Source organism: Sphaerisporangium sp. NPDC088356, from assembly GCF_040685555.1.
GTDB lineage: Bacteria > Actinomycetota > Actinomycetes > Streptosporangiales > Streptosporangiaceae > Sphaerisporangium.
Genome location: NZ_JBFBIK010000131.1, coordinates 1 through 19,700 on the forward strand (window position 1 = coordinate 1; position 19,700 = coordinate 19,700).

The 19,700-nt window shown below is 69.9% G+C and carries 19 protein-coding genes; 15 read left to right on the top strand and 4 right to left on the bottom strand.

The window, feature by feature from the left end:
• Positions 1 to 194: 194 nt before the first annotated feature.
• Complete coding sequence (locus tag AB0O34_RS31470) at positions 195 to 2,072, top strand: serine/threonine-protein kinase (RefSeq protein WP_363921644.1); 1,878 nt, start codon at positions 195 to 197, stop codon at positions 2,070 to 2,072.
• Here AB0O34_RS31470 and AB0O34_RS31475 read toward each other — a convergent pair.
• Positions 2,069 to 2,296 (bottom strand): hypothetical protein, encoded by a 228-nt coding sequence (locus tag AB0O34_RS31475; protein ID WP_363921646.1) that lies wholly within the window; start codon positions 2,294 to 2,296, stop codon positions 2,069 to 2,071. The genes AB0O34_RS31470 and AB0O34_RS31475 overlap by 4 nt on opposite strands.
• A 25-nt stretch (positions 2,297 to 2,321) precedes the next feature.
• Here AB0O34_RS31475 and AB0O34_RS31480 point away from each other — a divergent pair, with 25 nt between their 5' ends.
• Together AB0O34_RS31480 and AB0O34_RS31485 are read left to right on the top strand one after the other, a co-directional pair.
• Complete coding sequence (locus AB0O34_RS31480) at positions 2,322 to 2,546, top strand: MFS transporter (RefSeq protein ID WP_363921648.1); 225 nt, start codon at positions 2,322 to 2,324, stop codon at positions 2,544 to 2,546.
• Positions 2,547 to 2,658: 112 nt separating this feature from the next.
• Entirely contained in the window at positions 2,659 to 3,516 is an 858-nt protein-coding gene (locus tag AB0O34_RS31485) for a hypothetical protein (RefSeq protein WP_363921650.1), read from the top strand.
• Between the two features lie 248 nt (positions 3,517 to 3,764).
• Here AB0O34_RS31485 and galE read toward each other — a convergent pair whose 3' ends face one another.
• Positions 3,765 to 4,727, bottom strand: coding sequence for a UDP-glucose 4-epimerase GalE (gene galE / locus AB0O34_RS31490; RefSeq protein WP_363921652.1), 963 nt, complete (start codon positions 4,725 to 4,727; stop codon positions 3,765 to 3,767).
• Between the two features lie 155 nt (positions 4,728 to 4,882).
• Here galE and AB0O34_RS31495 point away from each other — a divergent pair, with 155 nt between their 5' ends.
• From AB0O34_RS31495 to AB0O34_RS31505, 3 genes are all read left to right on the top strand, one after another.
• Positions 4,883 to 6,196: a hemolysin family protein gene (locus tag AB0O34_RS31495; protein ID WP_363921654.1), complete on the top strand. Its 1,314-nt coding sequence runs from the start codon at positions 4,883 to 4,885 to the stop codon at positions 6,194 to 6,196.
• A 46-nt stretch (positions 6,197 to 6,242) separates the two neighbouring features.
• Positions 6,243 to 7,247, top strand: a complete 1,005-nt coding sequence (gene trpS / locus AB0O34_RS31500) for a tryptophan--tRNA ligase (protein WP_363921656.1) — start codon at positions 6,243 to 6,245, stop codon at positions 7,245 to 7,247.
• Between the two features lie 115 nt (positions 7,248 to 7,362).
• A complete protein-coding gene (locus tag AB0O34_RS31505; RefSeq protein WP_363921658.1) occupies positions 7,363 to 8,304 on the top strand; it encodes a YihY/virulence factor BrkB family protein in 942 nt (313 codons plus the stop codon).
• A 3-nt stretch (positions 8,305 to 8,307) separates the two neighbouring features.
• On the opposite strand, the gene AB0O34_RS31510 is transcribed toward AB0O34_RS31505, so the two are convergent.
• A complete protein-coding gene (locus tag AB0O34_RS31510; protein ID WP_363921660.1) occupies positions 8,308 to 9,438 on the bottom strand; it encodes a D-alanyl-D-alanine carboxypeptidase in 1,131 nt (376 codons plus the stop codon).
• Positions 9,439 to 9,546: 108 nt separating this feature from the next.
• On the opposite strand from AB0O34_RS31510, the gene AB0O34_RS31515 reads away from it, so the two are divergent.
• From AB0O34_RS31515 to AB0O34_RS31530, 4 genes are all read left to right on the top strand, one after another.
• Complete coding sequence (locus tag AB0O34_RS31515) at positions 9,547 to 9,762, top strand: hypothetical protein (RefSeq protein ID WP_363921662.1); 216 nt, start codon at positions 9,547 to 9,549, stop codon at positions 9,760 to 9,762.
• A 191-nt stretch (positions 9,763 to 9,953) separates the two neighbouring features.
• On the top strand, positions 9,954 to 11,135 hold the full coding sequence (locus tag AB0O34_RS31520) for a glutamate--cysteine ligase (RefSeq protein WP_363921664.1): 1,182 nt from the start codon (positions 9,954 to 9,956) through the stop codon (positions 11,133 to 11,135).
• Positions 11,122 to 12,363 carry a M20 family metallopeptidase gene (locus AB0O34_RS31525; protein ID WP_363921666.1) on the top strand — a complete coding sequence of 414 codons (1,242 nt, stop codon included), beginning with the start codon at positions 11,122 to 11,124 and terminating at the stop codon, positions 12,361 to 12,363. Before AB0O34_RS31520 ends, AB0O34_RS31525 begins: the two co-directional genes overlap by 14 nt.
• Before the next feature lie 225 nt (positions 12,364 to 12,588).
• Positions 12,589 to 13,662, top strand: a complete 1,074-nt coding sequence (locus AB0O34_RS31530) for a BMP family ABC transporter substrate-binding protein (RefSeq protein WP_363921668.1) — start codon at positions 12,589 to 12,591, stop codon at positions 13,660 to 13,662.
• 201 nt (positions 13,663 to 13,863) lie between these two features.
• On the opposite strand, the gene AB0O34_RS31535 is transcribed toward AB0O34_RS31530, so the two are convergent.
• Entirely contained in the window at positions 13,864 to 13,992 is a 129-nt protein-coding gene (locus tag AB0O34_RS31535; RefSeq protein WP_363921680.1) for a hypothetical protein, read from the bottom strand.
• On the opposite strand from AB0O34_RS31535, the gene AB0O34_RS31540 reads away from it, so the two are divergent.
• From AB0O34_RS31540 to AB0O34_RS31560, 5 genes are read left to right on the top strand one after another with little or no spacing between them, the layout of a single operon-like run.
• On the top strand, positions 13,946 to 15,553 hold the full coding sequence (locus AB0O34_RS31540; RefSeq protein WP_363921670.1) for an ABC transporter ATP-binding protein: 1,608 nt from the start codon (positions 13,946 to 13,948) through the stop codon (positions 15,551 to 15,553). The genes AB0O34_RS31535 and AB0O34_RS31540 overlap by 47 nt on opposite strands.
• Entirely contained in the window at positions 15,550 to 16,692 is a 1,143-nt protein-coding gene (locus AB0O34_RS31545) for an ABC transporter permease (RefSeq protein ID WP_363921672.1), read from the top strand. The genes AB0O34_RS31540 and AB0O34_RS31545 overlap by 4 nt, the downstream gene beginning before the upstream one ends.
• Positions 16,689 to 17,957: an ABC transporter permease gene (locus tag AB0O34_RS31550; RefSeq protein WP_363921674.1), complete on the top strand. Its 1,269-nt coding sequence runs from the start codon at positions 16,689 to 16,691 to the stop codon at positions 17,955 to 17,957. Before AB0O34_RS31545 ends, AB0O34_RS31550 begins: the two co-directional genes overlap by 4 nt.
• Positions 17,954 to 18,352: a cytidine deaminase gene (locus AB0O34_RS31555; protein WP_363921676.1), complete on the top strand. Its 399-nt coding sequence runs from the start codon at positions 17,954 to 17,956 to the stop codon at positions 18,350 to 18,352. Before AB0O34_RS31550 ends, AB0O34_RS31555 begins: the two co-directional genes overlap by 4 nt.
• Before the next feature lie 35 nt (positions 18,353 to 18,387).
• Entirely contained in the window at positions 18,388 to 19,665 is a 1,278-nt protein-coding gene (locus AB0O34_RS31560; RefSeq protein WP_363921678.1) for a thymidine phosphorylase, read from the top strand.
• Positions 19,666 to 19,700 lie beyond the last annotated feature (35 nt).

The window sequence follows — 19,700 nt, forward strand, 5'->3', positions numbered from 1 at the left end:
GGGTGCTGGTTTATCTGCGGGGTTCTCTCCCTTCCTGGGGGGCCCCCCGCGGGTTGGCGGGGGGGCGGCCTTTCGCGTCGTTGGGGCCGGTTGGGCCGACATGGGAGGTTACGGCGTGGTCTCGGTTCCCTGTAAGGACACCAAGGGGCCGTAAAGTTCTCATGGTCGACACTTGAGGAATCACGGGGACGGGAATGCCGGAGCTCGGGCCGCTCGGACGGGGGGATCCCCGGCAGCTGGGCCCTTTCAAACTCGCCGGGCGCATCGGGGAGGGCGGTCAGGGGGTCGTCTACCTCGGCACAAGCGACGCCGGTGAGAGCGCGGCGGTCAAGTTGCTGCACGTCAAGTTCTCCGGCGACCTGACGGCGAGGTCGCGCTTCGCGCGCGAGCTCAAGGCCGCCGAGCGGGTCGCCTCGTTCTGCACCGCCCGGGTGATCGCCGCTGACCTCGACGGTGACACGCCGTACATCGCCAGCGAGTACATCGAGGGGCGGTCGCTGCGCGAGACCGTAGAGGCCACGGGGCCGTTGTCGGGCAGCAAGCTGGAGCGCCTCGCGGTCGGCACGGCCACGGCGCTCACGGCCATCCACCACGCCGGCATCGTGCACCGCGACTTCAAGCCCGACAACGTGCTCATGGCGGCCGACGGGCCGCGGGTGGTCGACTTCGGCATCGCGCGCATCCTCGACTCCACGGGCACGATCACCAGCAGGGCCGTCGGCACGCCCGCCTACATGGCGCCCGAGCAGATCTCCGGGGGCGAGGTGGGGCCGCCCGCCGACGTGTTCGCCTGGGGCTCGACGGTCGCGTTCGCGGCCACCGGATCTGTGCCGTTCGGCGGCAACTCCATCGCCGTGGTCCTGAACCGCGTGCTCAACCACGAGGCCGACCTGAGCGACCTCCCCGAGCCGCTGCGCGGGGTGGTGCGCTCCTGCCTGCACAAGGCGCCGGACGCCAGGCCCTCCGCCGACCAGATCCTGCTCCGCCTGCTCGGCCACGCCGAGGCGGTGGGCGCGTCCACCGCCGTGCTCAGCCAGGGCGCGGAGCTGGCCGGCCGCGAGACGCTCGGATCCGGGTGGAGGGGCCGGGGAGGCACGAGCGACGCCGCGTCCGGACGGTCCGGCGTTCCCCCGGCCGGCGCTCCCGCCGGGGAGGCGCCGCGCAGGCGTCCTCGCAGGGGCAGGTGGATCGCCGCCGCGGCCGCCGTGATGGTGCTCGCGGGCGGCGGCGCCCTGGCCGTCAGGCAGTGGGGGCCGGGCTTCACCTCCGCCCTCTCCGGCACGACCCGCCAGGCGAGCGCGCCCGGCCGGACGCCCGACACGCCCCCGACGTACTCCTCGGTCTTCGACAAGGCGGCCAGGACGCACAAGCTGACCATCGCCATGCGCGACCTCGTGCCGGGCATCGCCCTCAGCGACGGGGGAGAGTGGCACGGTTTCGAGGTGGAGGTCGGCGCCTACATCGCCAAGCAGCTCGGCGTCCCCCGTAGTGGCATCACCTATCAGGCGTCCAGCATGGCCGAGCGGGTGTCCCTCCTGAACTCGGGCAAGGCCGACCTGGTGATCGCGACCTATCCGATCAACGACAACAACCAGGTCACGTTCGCCGGGCCGTACTACACCGCCCACGTCGACGTGCTCGTGCGGGACGGCGACCCCTACGCCAAGGTGGCCGACCTGGAGGGGCACAAGATGTGCTCCCCGGGGTCGAGCATGTCGACCGGCATCGTCCAGGACGCGGTCAAGGTGCAGCTCGTCTACGCGGACACCTACGCCGACTGCATGAACCTGCTGCGCGCGGGCAAGGTGGACGCCGTTCCCGGCGACGACCTGCTGCTGGCGGGGTTCGCCAACCGCGAGAGCATCCGCTACAAGGTGCTGGGCGCCAGGCTGACCGACGAGCGGTACGCCGTGGCGGTCAAGAAGGGCGACGTCAGGACGTGTAAGGCGGTGCGGGCCGCCATCGCCCAGATGTACGCGGACGGGACCGTCAAGGCCGTGTTAGGCAAGTACTTCGGGAAGGTCGGCTTCGCCGCGGAGACGGCGAGGCCCGCGCCCGCGAGTTGCGGCTAGGCCGGGTCCGGCGCTTCCGGGGGGAGGCCAGGGTCGATGGAGGCGGCGGTGTCCCTGGCCCAGGCCAGGGTGGTGAGGGCGTTCCTGATGCCGAGGTCGAGGGCGTAGCTGCCGATCTTGGCCTGCCCGGGAGCGACCTGGGCGTGCTTGCCCGCCCGTAGCGCCTGCAGATCCTCCAGCTTCGCCTCTGTTCCTCGCGAGCTCGACCAGACGATCGTCGGCACCGCGTTACCCCGCATCACCGCCGAATTGGGCGGCGCGGGGCTGTACACCTGGGTCGTCACCGCGTATCTGCTGACCTCGACGGTCACGGTCCCCCTGTACGGCAGGCTCTCCGACGCCTACGGGCGCAAGCCGTTGCTGCTCATCGGCATCGTGGTCTTCCTGGTGGGCTCGGTGCTGTGCGGGCTCGCCCGTCCCCAGGCTCGGGGTCCGTACGGCTCCGGTCGTGGAGTGACCGGAGCCGACCGGTGACCAATCTTTGCCCTCAGGTGGGATTCGCCTGCATGGGGGATGCGTGTCGGGCGGGCACGGCGCGACCCCCGCGGCGTTCAATTGATCTCGAACGTATGGGGGTCGCACATCTATGGGTCTGTTCTCGGCGGGCATCGCCGCCGGTCTCGTCTTGCTCGTCGTCTCGGGTGCTCCGGCCGTGGTGAACGTCTCATCCAGGCACTCGCAGAGACTGTGGGGAGGAGGGGCGGACCTGTCGGTGCGCCTCACCGCCTCGCCACGGGTGGCACAGCCGGGGCAGTGGCTCTCCTACGAGGTGAAGGTGCGCAACGCCGGGCCGGGCGACGCGGTGCTGCCCGTGCTGACGATCACCATGCCGGACCAGGTGGACATCACCGCCGTCAACGTCACCTCCTGCCATCCGGGGGCGTCCCAGCACGAGGTGGTCTGCCCGTCGCCGACCGACATCCAGGCCGGTGACTCGGGCGCGGTGACGATCCTTGGAGTGGTCGGTACGGGCGCGCGCGGCCCCCTCCACGCGTCCGCCCGGCTGACCTCAGAGGTGGTCGACGGGAACGAGGCCGACAACCGCGCCGAAGTGCTGACGAAGGTGGGCGAGGGGGCCGATCTCGCCGTGCGGCTCTCGCCCGCGAAGGGGAGCGCCAAGCCGGGGGAGCGCTTCACCGTCAGGGCGGCGGTGCGCAACAGCGGGCCGGGGCCCGTACGCGACGCGCGTGTCTACTTCACCGAGCACGGCGCGCGGTTCCTCTCCGCCCGTGGCGCCCGGTGCGCGAAGCGGCACGGGCGGTTGGGCTGCGCGCTGCGGCCGATAAGGTCCGGGGCGCGCGGGACGCTCAGCCTGGTCTTCCGCATGCCCCGACGGGGGTCGCGCGAGGTGGACACGGAGGCCACGGTCTACTCCGCGCGCGTCGGGGACCGCCGCCCGGCCAACAACCAGGCCCGCATGCGGGTCTCCCTGCGGCACGGCTAGCCGCCGGCGCCGCCTACCGGGAGTGCGCGGTGCACTGGCCGTGACCGGCATCGTCCCCTGGGACCGTGGTGGCGAACACCGCGCCGGCCGCGGCCAGCATGGCACAGAACACGATGAGGCCAGCGAGCGCCACCTTCACCGCAAAAGGTGAAAAGCTTGCAGCTTTCATCACGTATGAGATCTCACCACAGATGACGGAGCGAGATACCTCTTTCGCAGAACGTGACTCGATTTCATCTGTGTCCGGGTCAGCGGGTGAGGGCGGACCAGGCGTCGGCGACGATGGTGCGCAGGTCGGCGTGCTCGGCCTTCCAGCCGAGCTCACGCTGGATGCGCTCCGAGGAGGCCACGAGCACCGCGGGATCGCCCGCCCGGCGCTCGCCGACCACGGTGGGGATCGGGTGACCCGTGACCTCACGGCAGACCGCGATGACCTCCTGCACCGAGAACCCCGTGCCGCTGCCCAGGTTGTAGATCTTGTGGGCGCCGGGCCGGCAGGAGTCGAGGGCCAGCAGGTGGGCCCGCGCGAGGTCGGTGACATGGACGTAGTCGCGGACACAGGTGCCGTCGGGGGTCGGGTAGTCAGTGCCGAAGACGTTCACCGACTCGCGCCGGCCGAGGGCGACGGCCAGCACGTTGGGGATGAGGTGGGTCTCCACGGCGTGACGCTCGCCGTAGACCCGGCCGTCGGCGGCGGTGAAGGCGCCCGCCACGTTGAAGTAGCGCAGGCTGACCGCTCCGAGGCCGTGCAGGCCGGCGAAGGCGGTCAGCGTCGTGTCGACCGCGAGCTTGGACGCCCCGTACGGATTGGTGGGACGGGTGGGGTCGGTCTCGACGATCGGGGTGCCCTCGGGCTCGCCGTACGTCGCCGCGGTGGAGGAGAAGACGATGCGCCGCACGCCGTGCACGCGCATCGCTTCGAGCAGGGCGAGCGTGCCGCCGAGATTGCTGGACCAGTAGAGCCCGGGCTTCTCCACCGACTCGCCGACGAGCGACCGCGCGGCGAAGTGCAGCACGCCGTCGAACCCCTGCGCGAGGACGCCCGCCGCCTCGGTGACAGAGCCTTCGACGAAGGAAGCGCCTGTCGGCACCGCGTCCGCGTGACCTGTGGAAAGGTCGTCGAGGACGGTAACCTCGTGACCGGTCTCGACGAGCTGTGCGGCCACGGCGCTTCCGACGTAACCCGCGCCCCCGGTTACCAGTAGCTTCACTTGTACCCACCCATCTGTGCGGACGTGTTGGATCGTGTGCGATTTTGTACGCTCACAGCCCAGCTTACGCGCCGCGCGACGATGGCGAGATAAAGCACAGCCGGTACGCTGACCAGATCATCATGTGAGCCTCATTCGAACGGACATCGATCGACGTGCACAACGTCGCGGCGAACATCGTCCTCGTCCTGGTCTTCGTCCTGATCGGCGGGTTCTTCGCGGCCGCCGAGATGGCCATGGTCTCCCTGCGTGAGAGCCAGGTCCGCAAGCTCGCGGCGGAGGGCAGGCGGGGTTCACGCGTGGCCAAGCTGGCCCGCGACCCGAACCGCTTCCTTTCGGCCGTGCAGATCGGCATGACCGTGGCCACTGTGCTGTCGGCGGCGGTCGGGGCCGACACCCTGGCGGGCCAGCTGGAGCCGCTCATCGCCAAGTCCTGGGTGCCCGCCGGAGCCGTACGGCCGCTGTCGCTCGTGGTGGTGACGCTCGCCATCGCCTTCGTCACCCTCGTGCTCGGCGAGCTGGCGCCCAAGCGGCTCGCCAGGCAGCGTGCCGAAGGGCTCTCGCTGCTGGTCGCCCCCTTCCTCGACCGGCTGGCCTCGCTCTCGCGGCCGGTGATCTGGGTGCTGTCCAAGTCGACCGACGGGGTGGTGCGGCTCCTCGGGGGCAATCCCCACGCCGACCGCGCCGCGATGACCACCGAGGAGCTCCGGGACATGGTCGTCGGCCACCAGGAGCTCACCAAGGACGAGCGGGACCTGATCGACGAGGTGTTCACGGCGGGCAAGCGTCATCTCAGAGAGGTGATGCTGCCGCGCACCGAGGTGGAGTTCATGTCCGCGGACACGCCCCTGGCCGAGGCCGCGATCCTGGCCGCGGCGATGCCCCACTCGCGGTTCCCGGTGTACCGCGACTCCTACGACAACATCGTGGGGTTCGTCCACGTACGTGATCTGCTCGATCCGGTGCTCACCGGGAGCATCGAGCCGATCAGCGAGCTGGTGCCCATCAGGCCGGTCAAGCTGCTGCCCGCCACCAAGCGGGTGCTTCCCACGCTCACCGAGATGCGCGACGACGGCCAGCACCTCGCGATCGTCGTCGACGAGTACGGCGGCACGGCCGGCATCGTGACCATGGAAGACCTGGTCGAGCAGCTCACCGGCGACATCCGTGACGAGTACGACGCCGACGGGCAGTCGGTGCGGCTGGTGGCGGGGGAGATCGAGATCGAGGGCCTGATCAACCTCGACGACTTCGCGAGCGAGACCGGCATCCGGCTCGACGAGGGCCCGTACGAGACGCTCGGCGGCTACGTCATGGCCGCGCTCGGCCACCTCCCCGAGACGGGGGAGCGGGTGGAGCGGCCGGCCTGCTCGCTGGTCGTCACCGAGATGGACGGCCGCAGGGTGGGCAGGGTGCGCGTGATCAGGAAAGTCGTGCCCGCGGACGACGAGGACACCGCGGAGTCCTGAGGGAGAAGTCGCAGACCACCTCGGAGTCCTGACAGAATTATGTGCTATGGCCAGACCTCGTGTTCTCTCCGGCATCCAGCCCACCGCTGACTCGTTCCACCTGGGCAACTACCTCGGTGCCGTCCGCCAGTGGATCGACATGCAGGAGACGCACGACGCCTTCTACTTCATCGCCGACCTGCACGCGATCACGGTGAGCCCCTCGGCCGCCGAGCTGCGCCGCCGCACCCGCGTCTCCGCCGCCCAGCTGTTCGGCGCCGGCATCGACCCCGAGCGCAGCACGCTGTTCGTGCAGAGCCACATCCGCGAGCACAGCGAGCTGGCCTGGATCCTGATCTGCAACACCGGCATGGGCGAGGCCGCCCGCATGACGCAGTTCAAGGACAAGGCCGCGAGGTACGGCGAGACCTCGGCCAGCGTGGGCCTGTTCACCTATCCCATCCTCCAGGCGGCCGACATCCTGATGTACCAGGCCGACCAGGTGCCGGTGGGCGCCGACCAGAAGCAGCACCTCGAGCTCACCCGTGACCTCGCCCAGCGGTTCAACAGCCGCTACGGCCAGACCTTCAACGTCCCGTCGCCGTACATCCCCAAGGAGGTCGAGAAGATCGCCGACCTCCAGGATCCCCTGGCGAAGATGTCCAAGTCGTCCTCCAGCCCCCAGGGCATCCTGGAGGTGCTGGAGGAGCCGGGGCCGCTGCGCAAGAAGGTCATGCGCGCGGTGACCGACACCGGCTCGGAGGTCATCGCCGACCCCGAGAACAAGCCCGGGGTCACGAACCTCTTGCGCATCCAGTCGGTCCTCACCGGCACGCCCATCCCCGAGCTGGAGGCGCGCTACGCGGGGCTCGGCTACGGCGCGTTCAAGAAGGACGTCGCCGAGGTGATCGTCGACACCTTCGCGCCGATCCGCGAGCGCACCGAGAAGCTCCTGTTGGACGAGGCCGAGCTCGACCGGCTGCTCGCGGTCGGGGCGCGGCGTGCGGGAGCGATCGCCCGCCAGACCATGGAATCCGTCCGCGACCACATCGGGTTCGTCCCGAGGGGCTGACCCTCGCCTGTGGCGGCGCCCGGCGATGGCGCCGCCGTCATCGAGCGCTCGCGAGATATCTCTCCGGTGACCATCTCCGTCCGCATAGCGTACGTCTGCTGGGTAGGTGGGCAGGATGGGAAGTGCGTGGGCCTCGCTCCTCCAGAGGATCGAGGCCGTCAAGGCCTGGGGCAGGGTCCGGATCGAGTACTACCGCGTCCGCTGGCCCTGGGCCGACCATCTGATCCGCACCGTCCACCGCTATCAGAGCCAGCGGGGCGACCGGCTGGCGGGCGCCGTGACGTACTTCGCGTTCCTGTCGTTCTTCCCGGTGATAGCGCTGGCGTTCGCCCTGTTCGGCTATGTCGTGACGATCAATCCGCATGCGCTGGAGACCCTTGAGGCCGCCATCAACCGGCAGCTTCCCGGGCTGGCCGGCCAGTTGCACATCGACCAGCTCTCCAGCGCCCGCACGAGCGCCGGCGTCATCGGCCTGCTGGGCCTGGTCTACGCGGGCATCGGCGCCGTGGACGCCCTGCGCGACGCGCTCCACGACATCTGCGTGAGCTGCGAGCCCCCGGTGAACTGGTTCGTGGGCAAGCTGCGCGACCTCGTGGCGCTCGTGCTGATCGGGCTGACGATGGTGATCTCGGTGGTGGTCGGGAGCGTCGCCGTCCAGGCCACCGGCACGATATTGGGATGGCTCGGGCTCGACGGCTCCGTCGTCGCCGCGACCCTGATCCCGACCGCCGGGGTGCTGATCGGCGTCGTGGCCGACATGCTGGTGTTCCTGATCATCCTGGGCTGGCTGGCCAAGGTGGGCAAGCCGCTCAAGACGCTCCTCAAAGGGGCGCTGCTCGGCGCCATCGGGTTCGGCGTGCTCAAGCAGCTCGCCACCCTGCTGCTCTCCCACACGCTGGGCAACCCCATCTACGGCGCGTTCGCCGTGATCGTGGGCCTGCTCATCTGGCTCAACCTCGCGGCGCGCTGGGTGCTGTACGTGGCGGCGTGGACGGCCACCGCCGACGGCACGCCGCCACCCGAGCCCACACCCATGCCCACCAGCGAGTACGACTAGGGTTCACACCTCGGGCGGCTCGGTCCGCCGCTCGACGCGCACGCGGCGCCGCACGCCGTACACGACCCAGATCACGCCGCCGAGCAGGCCCACGGCCACCACCAGCGCGCCGATGCCGACCATCGCCGAGTCCTGTCCCACGACGATCGGCTCGACCGGGGCGGGAGCCGCCTTAGGAGGGCCGCCGACGGGCCGGGTCGGCTTGGCCTTCGGGACGACCGGGCCGACCAGCGCTCCGACGGGCGTCACGTGGCCCCTGGCCGCGAAGCCCCAGTCGAGCAGCTCCTTGACCTCCTCCCAGAACGAGCCCTCGTGCCGCATCACCGAGACGATGATCGTGTGCCCGTCCTGCTTGGCGGCCCCGACGAAGCTGCCCAGCGCCTTGGTCGTCCAGCCGTTCTTCACCCCCATCATGCCGGGGTACTTGCCGAGAAGCTTGTTGTGGTTGGCCATCTGGTAGTGCTTGCCCTCGGGGGCGGGGAAGTCGGCGAGTTTGGTGCTGACGTACTCGCGGAAGTCCGGGTTCGCCAGCCCGGCCCGCGCGATCAGCACCAGGTCGTACGCCGAGCTGCTCTGGCCGTTCTCATCCAGGCCGTTCGGCGTCTTGGCGACGGTGTCGAGCGCCTGGAGCCGCTTGGCCTCGGCGTTCATGTCGGCGAGGGTCCGCGCGACACCGCCGTTGGTCTCGGCGAGCGCCACGGCGGCGTCGTTGCCCGAGACCATCATCAGCGCGCGGAACAGGTCGTCGACCTTGTAGATCCTGTGCTGGGTCAGGCCCACGGCGCTTCCCTCGACGTTGCACGCCTCGGCGCTGGGCAAGATCGTCTTGTTCTTGTTCAGCCGGGGGATCAGGGTGACGGCGGTCAGGATCTTGAGCGTGCTGGCGGGAAGGTAGCGGCCGTGGGGGTCCTTGGCGGCCAGGACCTCGCCGGTGTCCCCGTCGGCCACCACGAAGGCGGAGGCCTCGGTCTTGGGTAGCGCCTTGGCCGCCGGGTCGACCACTACTCCGCGCCGGCCCAGCAGCATTCCGCCGATGGGCGTGGTGTCGTCGGACGCGGCGCGCGCGTGCGCGGGGGTGACCAGCGTGAGCCCCCCGGCGAGCGCGAGCGCGCTGACTGCTGTTACGTGCTTCATCCCCATAGAGAAGTCAGCGTAGCTTTGTCGCTTTTCAAGTGGGGCAAGACACGACAAAGATCGTGAAGGTGCTGGTCATTAAGCCGGAGCGGTAAGATGGAGGAGGTGATGATGACACGACGCGTCGCCGGGTTTCTCCTGGCCCTGGCCGCCTTCATGGTCTTCGAGTGGATCAACCTCGGGTTCAACCTCGCCGACGGCCATCCCACGGCGTTCTATGTGGTCCACGGCATCCTGATCGCGGTCAATCTGATCCTCGCCCTGGTGATCGGGGCCATCGGCTGGCGTGCGTGGCGCTCCGCCCGGCGGGACGCCCGCATATAAGCCCCCCTTCGTGGGCAGAGATGGTAAACGACCGTTTTGCGGCTGACCATGCATACGTGGGTGCCATCTCCGGTTTGGTGGCCGATGCCTGGATACCTGTAACTCGGGGCGAACTGGGGTGACCGCAGGGTTGGCCGATTTCGCTAGGCGGCGGAAACTCGGCCTGAGACCATTGCCCATGGAGGCGTGCTGTGACAATTGAGTTCAATCCTTCGCGCGGCCCGACGCTGGGCGTCGAATGGGAACTCCAGCTTGTCGACACGCACACTCGCCGGCTCCGACAGGACGCGCGCCAGGTCCTGGAGGCCATCCCCGAGCTGAGCGAGAGCCCCCGCCCGAAGGTCATGCACGAGCTGATGCAGTCCCAGCTCGAAGTGATCACGGACGTGTGCCACACGGCGTCGGAAGCCGTGAAGGATCTCAAGTCGACCATCGACCGCGTGCGCGAGGTGGTCGAGACGCGCGGCATGGCTCTGGCCTGCACGGGAACGCACGCCATCAGCGACTGGCGCGAGGCGGTCTACGCACCCGTCCAGCGGTACACCGAGCTGGTCGAGGAGATGCAGTGGCTGGCATGGCGGATCCAAACATTTGGCGTACATGTCCACGTGGGGGTACGGGAAAGGGATAAAGTCATCCCCATCGTCAACGCACTTGCGGCCTACCTGCCTCATTTCCTCGCGCTGACGGCCTCCAGCCCGTACTGGGGCGGTCAAGACACCGGACTCGCCTCCAGCCGGGCCATCGTTTTTGGCGCGCTGCCTACGGCCGGACCGCCGCACATGCTGGCGGATTGGGCCGAGTTCGAGGAGTACATGGACACCCTGAAGCGGGCGGGGACCATCAAAAGCATCAAAGAGGTGTGGTGGGATATCCGGCCGCACCCTGACTTCGGCACGATTGAGATTCGAATGTTCGACGGTATACCGACCCTGAGAGAGGTCGGGATGGTGACGGCGTTGTCGCAGTGCCTGGTGCAGCAGTTCGACCAGCAGCTCGACCGCGGGTACCGGCTGCCGCATCCCGCGCCCTGGGTCGTTCGCGACAACAAGTGGCGCGCCACCCGGTACGGGCTGGACGCGGCCGTCATCACCGACGACCACGGCTCGACCGCGCCCATGAGAGACATGCTGTACGAGCTCACGCGCGAGCTCGCGCCGATGGCCGAGCGACTCGGCTGTCCCGACGAGCTCGCGACCATCGCCGACGTGGTGGAGCAGGGCAACTCCTGCGAGCGCCAGCGCGCGATCCTTTCCGGAGGCGGCACCCTCGACGACATCGTGGACGCGACGATCGTCGAGCTTGCGGAAGACCGCTTCGTCACCACCAATTCGAGGACGTCGAACGGGGCGATCGGTCATGCCGGCACGTGATCTACGGGGGGAACTCGACGCGTTCCTGAACGTGAACAACGAGTCCCTCATCGACTTCCGGCGCGACCTGCACGCACACCCCGAGCTCGGGTTCGTGGAGCACCGCACCACCGAGCGCATCGCCGCCCGGCTCTCCGAGGCCGGGCTCGTGCCGACGCCGCTCCCGCGCGGCACCGGCCTGATCTGCGACATCGGCAGCGGTGACGGCCCCACCGTCGCGCTGCGCGCCGACATCGACGCGCTGCCGCTCCCCGACGAGAAGGAAGTCCCCTACCGCTCGACCGTCCCGGGCGTCTGCCATGCCTGCGGGCACGACGTGCACACGTCGATCGTCCTCGGCACGGGCCTGTTCCTGGCCGAGCAGGCGGCGGCCGGCCTGCTGCCCGGGCGGGTCCGCCTGATCTTCCAGCCCGCCGAGGAGGTCATGCCCGGCGGAGCACTGAAGGTGCTGGAGGCGGGCGGCATCAGCGGTGTCGACCGCATCTTCGGCCTGCACTGCGACCCCCGGGTCGACGTCGGCCGGGTCGGCCTGCGGGTAGGGCCGATCACCGGGGCCTGCGACAAGGTCAGCGTCCGCGTCGCCGGGCCGGGCGGCCACACCGCCCGCCCGCACCTGACCGCCGACCTGGTCTTCGCGCTCGCCAAGATCGTCACCGAGCTGCCGGCCGCGCTGAGCAGGCGGGTCGACCCCCGCTCTTCGCTGTCGCTGGTGTGGGGCCGCGTCCAGGCCGGTTCGGTCGCCAACGCCATCCCCGACGACGGCCTGGCCGAGGGCACGATCCGCTGCCTGGACGAGCAGGCCTGGCACGAGGCGCCCGACCTGTTCAAGTCGCTGCTCGACTCGGTCGCGATCGCCTACGGCGTGGAGGCCGAGATGAACTACATCCGCGGCGTCCCGCCGACCATCAACGAGGTGACCAGCGTCCAGATGCTGCGGGACGCGGCCGGCCAGGTGCTCGGCCCCGACGCCACGGTGCCCACCCCGCAGTCCCTCGGCGGCGAGGACTTCGGGTGGTACCTGGAGTCGGTTCCCGGAGCGTACGCGAGGCTCGGCGTGCGCGCGCCGGGGGAGACCCGGCAGATCGACATCCACCAGGGCACGTTCGACGTGGACGAGAGCTGCATCGGCGTCGGCGTCAGCGTGATGGCGGCCACGGCGCTCACCGCGCTCTGGGAAGGGCACCGCACCTCCGCCGACCAGGATGCCGTACAGCCGGTCACGGCCTGACAGAGCTCCGCCGTACGGCGGGGGCGCCCGAAATGGCGTCCCCGCCGTCCCGTCTCACGGTTTCGCAGGTCACAGGGCGGCGTGAGCTGCATAACGGACCTGTTTCGGAGCCGGGCGCCGGTTTGGCCAACACCGGTCAAACAACTATCTTCCGTGCAGGGTTGCCGTGCGTTCCTTCGCGCGTGCACACAAGTTGGACGGCGAAGATACACGGGAGGGGTCATCTTGCTCCGCACTCACGCAAGCAAGCTGGCAGCCACGACCGCGATGGGGGCCATGCTCATGGCCGTCGCGGCATGTGGAGGCAGTAGTACTTCGGACACCGAGACGGCGGCGCCCGCCGCGTCGGGCGCCTCATCGGCGGCGGCGCCGACCGGCGCCAAGGTCGGCCTCGCGTACGACATCGGCGGCCGTGGTGACCAGTCGTTCAACGACGCCGCCGCGGTGGGCCTGGACAAGGCGAAGACCGAGCTCAAGCTGGCCGACACCAAGGAGCTCTCGGCCAACCCGGGCGAGACCGGCGCCCAGAAGGAGCAGCGGCTCCGCCTGCTCGCCCAGGGCGGCTACAACCCGGTCATCGCGGTCGGTTTCGCCTACTCCGAGGCGACCAAGAAGGTCGCGGCCGAGTTCCCCGACACCAAGTTCGCGATCGTCGACGACGGGGCCGAGGGCCCGAACATCTCCAACCTGGTGTTCGCCGAGAACGAGGGCTCGTTCCTGGTGGGCGCCGCAGCCGCCCTGAAGACGAAGAAGGACCACATCGGCTTCGTCGGCGGCGTGCAGGTGCCGCTGATCAAGAAGTTCGAGGTGGGCTTCACCAAGGGCGCCCAGGCGGTCAAGCCGGACATCAAGATCGACGTCAAGTACCTCACCCAGCCGCCGGACTTCGGTGGCTTCAACGACCCGGCCAAGGGCAAGACCGCGGCGCAGGGCATGTACGACGCGGGCGCCGACATCGTCTACCAGGCGGCGGGCGGCTCGGGCGGCGGCGTCTTCGAGGCGGCCAAGGCGGCGAAGGCCTTCGCCATCGGCGTCGACTCCGACCAGGCGCTCACGGCCGACGCGGGCGTGCGTGACGTCATCCTCACCTCCATGCTCAAGAAGGTCGACGTCGCGGTGTTCGACTTCCTGAAGAGCTTCGCCGACGGAACGGTCAAGGCCGGTCCGACGACCTACGACCTCAAGGCGGGCGGCGTCGACTTCTCCACCACCGGTGGCCAGGTCGACGACATCAAGAACAAGATCGACGAGTACAAGACGAAGATCATCAACGGCGAGATCAAGGTTCCCGCCGAATAATCGCGGTTCCAGGGGGTCCGGAGGCAGTCTCACCGGGCCCCCTGGACTACTGTCGATTCACCCGCTTCGCCCACGAGGCCGTCGGTCGGCCCCCGAGGACGGCTGGTGCGCAGTTACAGGCCCTCTGACCGCCCACGAGGCCGGCCGCAGTGCCCGAAGGGCTCACCGGATCCGCCGCCACGGCCGGCTGCCACGCATCAGTCACGCCACCAGGCCACCCGCATGGACAAGACTGGCCGCCACGCCCACGAGGCTCGCCAGTCCCGCCTTCGAGGCCATCCGCATGGAGGAGGCCGCCATCAGCACTTCGACTTCTTCGGCTACCGCCACCGAGCCCGCCGTCGAGCTAGAGGGGATCACCAAGAGATTCCCGGGTGTCGTCGCCAACCGCGATATCCGTCTCAGCGTGCGACGAGGGCATGTGCATGCCATCGTCGGCGAGAACGGCGCGGGCAAGTCCACTCTCATGAAGATCCTATACGGCATGCAGCGGCCGGACGAGGGTGAGATCCGCGTCGACGGCTCCCCGGTCGGCTTCCGCACGCCGGGTGACGCCATCGCCGCCGGCATCGGCATGGTGCACCAGCACTTCATGCTCGCGGACAACCTGACCGTCCTTGAGAACATCATCCTCGGCAGCGAGCCGCGCAGGCGCGGGGCCGGCATCGACTTCGCCGCGGCGCACCGGAAGATCAAGGAGATCTCCGACGCCTACGGGCTCGGGGTCACCCCGGACACGCTGGTCGAGGACCTCGGCGTCGGGGCGCGGCAGCGCGTGGAGATCCTCAAGGTCCTCTACCGGGGTGCGCGCATCCTCATCCTGGACGAGCCGACCGCCGTGCTGGTGCCGCAGGAGGTCGACGAGCTCTTCGACAACCTCCGTGGCCTGGTCCGCGAGGGTCTGACCATCATCTTCATCTCGCACAAGCTCGACGAGGTGCTGTCGGTCGCCGACGCGATCACGGTGATCCGGCGCGGCACCACCGTCGCCAGCGTCGACCCCAAGGACGTCACGGCCAGGCAGCTCGCCGAGCTGATGGTCGGCAGCGAGCTGCCGAGCCCCGAGACGCGCGAGTCGACGGTCACCGCCGACGTCGCGCTGGCCGTGCGGAACCTGACCGTACGCAATCCGGACGGACGGGCGGTCGTGGAGGACGTCTCGTTCGACATCCACAAGGGCGAGGTGCTCGGCATCGCGGGCGTCGAGGGCAACGGGCAGGCGGAGCTGGTCGAGGCCATCATGGGCATGCGCCCGGCGGACGGCGTGATCACGCTCGGCGGCGCCGACGTCTCCGCGTGGACCACCCTGCGCAGGCGTGAGGGCGGCATCGGGTACATCCCCGAGGACCGGCAGCGGCACGGCCTGCTGCTGGAGGCCCCGCTCTGGGAGAACCGCATCCTCGGCCACCAGACGCGCAGGCCCAACGTCAGGGGGCCGTGGATCGACCGGGCCGGAGCCCGCGCCGACACCCAGCGGATCGTCCAGGAGTACGACGTCCGCACCCCCGGCATCGACGTGGACGCCGCCGCGCTGTCCGGCGGCAACCAGCAGAAGCTGATCGTCGGACGAGAGATGAGCGGCGACCCGGTCGTGCTCATCGCCTCCCATCCGACGCGCGGCGTGGACGTCGGCGCGCAGGCCGCCATCTGGGACCACCTGCGTACCGCGCGCGCGGCCGGCCTCGCCGTCCTGCTGATCTCGGCGGACCTGGACGAGCTGATCGGCCTGTCCGACTCCCTGAAGGTGATCCTGCGAGGCCGCATGGTCGCCGACGTCGACCCCGCCGACGTGACCCCCGAGCGGCTCGGATCCGCCATGACCGGCGCCCGGGACCACACGCCCACTGAGCAACTCGGCTCGGCAGCGACCGACGCCGGGGAGGAAGCATGAGTTCGTCGTTCACCGACCGGTTGCTCGGCAGGGTGAGGCTCGGAGGCCTGCTGGGGCTCGCCGCCCCGCTGCTGGCCATCGTCTTCGCCGGCATCGTGACCTCGATCGTCCTTCAGCTGACCGGCAATCCGCCGCTGGAGACGATGAAGCTGCTGCTCGACTACGGCTCGCAGCCGCGTACGATCGTGATGATCATCAACCTCGCGACGACGTACTACATCTCCGCGCTCGCCGTCGCGATCGGGTTCCGGATGAACCTGTTCAACATCGGCGTCGACGGCCAGTACCGTCTCGCCGCCCTGATCGCGGCCGCGGTCGGCGGCGCGCTGGTGCTCCCCGCCCCGCTGCACGTCGGGGTCACGATCCTCGTCGCGGTGGCCGTGGGCGGCGTCTGGGCGTCCATCGCCGGACTCCTCAAGGTCACCCGGGGCGTCAGCGAGGTCATCTCGACGATCATGCTGAACGCGATCGCGACCGGGGTCGGCGCCTGGCTGCTCACCACCGACCGCCTCGCCGTGGCGGTGTCGGGCAGCAACAACATCGGCACCAAGCCGATCCCCCCGTCCGGCCAGTTCCCCGGGTTCGACCTCATCCCCGGCACGAAGACCCCGGTCTTCGGGTTCGTCATCGTGGCGGTGGCTCTGGGCCTGGCGTACCACGTGCTGTTCAACTGGACACGCTTCGGGTTCGACCTGCGGGCCACCGGGCGGTCGGAGTCAGCGGCGGTCGCGAGCGGCGTCAACGTCAAGAAGATGGTCCTGCTGACGATGATCCTGTCGGGTGCGGCCGCCGGGCTGGTCGGCATGCCGCAGTTGCTGGGCGCGTCGTACTCCTACAGCCTGGACTTCCCGACCGGCCTCGGCTTCACCGGCATCGCCATCGCCCTCCTCGGCCGCAACAACCCGGCCGGCATCGCGATCGGCGCACTGCTCTGGAGTTTCCTCGACAACTCCTCGGACATCCTGGACCTCGAAGGCATCCCGAAGGAGATCGTGATCATCATGCAGGGCACCATCGTGCTCTCGGTCATCGTCGCCTACGAGCTGGTCCACCGGTACCGCCTCGCCGCCGAGCAGCGCCGGGTGAGCAGGCAGCTTTCCGCGGAGGCCTCCGCACCGGTGGAAGGAGCGGTGGCGTGACCGTCTCCGAGATCTCCGCGGCGCCCCCCGCGCCACCGCGGGTTCGCCGCTTCCGCCTGAGCTGGCAGGTGCTCCTGCTCGGCGTGCTGGCGTTGCTCGTCATGATGTCCATCGCCCGGGTGGTGACCGGGGCGAACGACATCACCTCGGGCGGCACCATCGGCGCGGCCGTCGGCCTCGCCGTGCCCATCGGCCTCGCCGCCCTCGGCGGCCTGTGGTCCGAGCGCGCCGGAGTGGTCAACATCGGCCTCGAAGGCATGATGATCCTCGGCACCTGGTGCGGGGCCTGGGGCGCCCTGACCTTCGGCACCCCGTGGGCCGGCGTCATCGCCGGAGCGATCGGCGGCGCGCTCGGCGGGCTGCTGCACGCCCTGGTCACGGTCACGTTCGGCGTCGACCACATCATCTCCGGCGTCGCCATCAACATCCTCGGCCTGGGCGTCACCCAGTACCTCGCCAAGCTGGTCTTCACCGGCATGAAGGGCGGCGGCGAGACCCAGTCGCCGCGCATCCCGCCCGTCACGGACGTCAGCATCCCCGGCATCGGCGTGCCGCTGCGGGACCTGGAGAACACCCACGTGTTCCTGCTGTCCGACATCGCGGGCGTGCTCCGCGGCGTGACGCAGAACGTCTCGCTGTTCACGATCGTGGCGATCCTGCTGGTGCCGCTGAGCTTCTACGTGCTCTGGCGGACGGCCTTCGGGCTGCGCCTGCGCGCGTGCGGCGAGCGGCCCGTGGCGGCCGAGTCGCTCGGCGTCAACGTGTACTACTACAAGTACCTCGCGGTCGTGATCTCCGGAGCGCTGGCCGGCCTCGGCGGCGCCTTCCTGTCGATCGTGGCCGCCGGCATCTACCGCGAGGGCCAGACGGGCGGCCGCGGCTTCATCGGCCTCGCCGCCATGATCTTCGGCAACTGGCGGCCGGGCGGCCTCGCGGGCGGCGCGCTGCTCTTCGGGTACACCGACGCGCTCCAGCTCCGCCAGGGCGGCACGTCCGTGCACGCGCTGCTGCTGGTGGTCGCGATGCTGCTCGCCGCCTTCGCGGTCTACCAGCTCGTACAGCAGCACAGGAACCGCGCGGCGCTGATCAGCGGCGTCTTCGCGGTGCTGGTGTTCGCGGTCTTCGCGGTGACCGACACCGTGGCCGAGCAGTTCACCTCGTTCACTCCCCACCTCACCACGCTGCTGGTCCTGTCGCTGGCCTCCCAGCGGCTGCGCATGCCGGCGGCGGACGGCGTTCCCTACCGGAAGGGCCAGGCGAAATGAGCGACCTCGACTGGGACGCGCTGCGGCGGCGAGCCGTGGCGGCGATGGCCCACGCGTACGCGCCGTACTCGAAGTTCCCCGTCGGCGCCGCCGCGCTGGTGGACGACGGCCGCGTGGTCACCGGGTGCAACGTGGAGAACGCCTCCTACGGTCTCGGGCTGTGCGCGGAGTGCGGCCTGGTCTCCGCGCTCCACGCGTCGGGCGGCGGCAGGCTCGTGGCCTTCACCTGCGTCGACGGCCACGGCGAGCTGCTCATGCCCTGCGGGCGCTGCCGGCAACTGCTCTTCGAGCACGGCGGGCCCGAGCTGCTGGTGGAGACCCCCGAGGGCCCCTGGAGAATGGCGGACATCCTGCCGTTCGCCTTCGGCCCGGACGATCTGTCCCGCGGCGCCTGACCTTTCGTACCTGACGACTTTTCGGGGAGCTCTTGATGGACGCGATCGACGTCATCGTCACCAAGCGGGAGGGCCGCGAGCTGTCCGCGGACCAGATCGCGTGGGTGGTCGACGCCTACACGCGGGGAGAGGTCGCCGACGAGCAGATGTCCTCTCTGGCCATGGCGATCCTGCTCAACGGGATGGGCCGCCGCGAGATCGGCCAGTGGACCGAGGCGATGATCAGGTCCGGCTCACGCATGGACTGGTCGGCGCTCGACAGGCCGACCACGGACAAGCACTCCACGGGCGGCGTGGGAGACAAGATCACGCTGCCCCTGGCCCCGCTGGTGGCCGCGTGCGGGGCGTACGTGCCCCAGCTGTCCGGGCGGGGCCTTGGCCACACCGGGGGGACGCTGGACAAGCTGGAGTCGATCCCGGGCTGGCGGGCGTCCCTCTCGAACGACGAGATGCTCGCCGTCCTGCGGGAGGCCGGCGCGGTGATCTGCGCGGCCGGCGACGGGCTCGCACCGGCCGACAAGAAGCTGTACGCGCTGCGCGACGTCACCGGCACGGTCGAGTCGATCCCGCTGATCGCCTCGTCGATCATGTCCAAGAAGATCGCCGAGGGGACGGGCGCGCTGGTGCTCGACGTCAAGGTCGGCTCCGGCGCGTTCATGAAGAGCGTCGAGACGGCCCGCGAGCTGGCTCGTACGATGGTCGACCTCGGCACGGACCACGGGGTCACGACGGTGGCGCTGCTGACGGCCATGGACCGCCCGCTCGGCCTCGCCGTGGGCAACGCCCTTGAGGTCGAGGAGTCGGTCGAGGTCCTCGCCGGAGGCGGACCGTCCGATGTGGTGGAGCTGACCGTACGGCTCGCGCGCGAGATGCTGGACGCGGGCGGCATCTCCGGCAAGGACCCCGAGGACGCGCTCAAGGACGGCTCGGCCATGGACGCCTGGCGTCGGATGATCACCGCCCAGGGCGGCGACCCGAACGCCCCTCTGCCGAAGGCCGCCGAGATGGTCGAGGTCACGGCGCCCCGGCACGGGATGCTGACGAGGCTGGACGCCTACGGGGTAGGGCTCGCGGCCTGGCGCCTCGGCGCGGGCCGGGCACGCAAGGAGGACTCCGTGTCCTTCGGCGCGGGGATCACGCTGCACGCCAAGCCGGGTGACAGGGTGCGTGAGGGCCAGCGCCTGATGACCCTGTACGCCGACGAGACGGCCCGCTTCGAGCGGGCCCTTGAGGCGCTCGACGGCACCTACGAGGTAGGGCCGGCCGGTGACCCGGACGTGCTCCCGCTCGTGATCGACAGGATCACCGCCTGACGCGCGCAGGGCTCTCCTCGAAGTGAGGAGAGCCC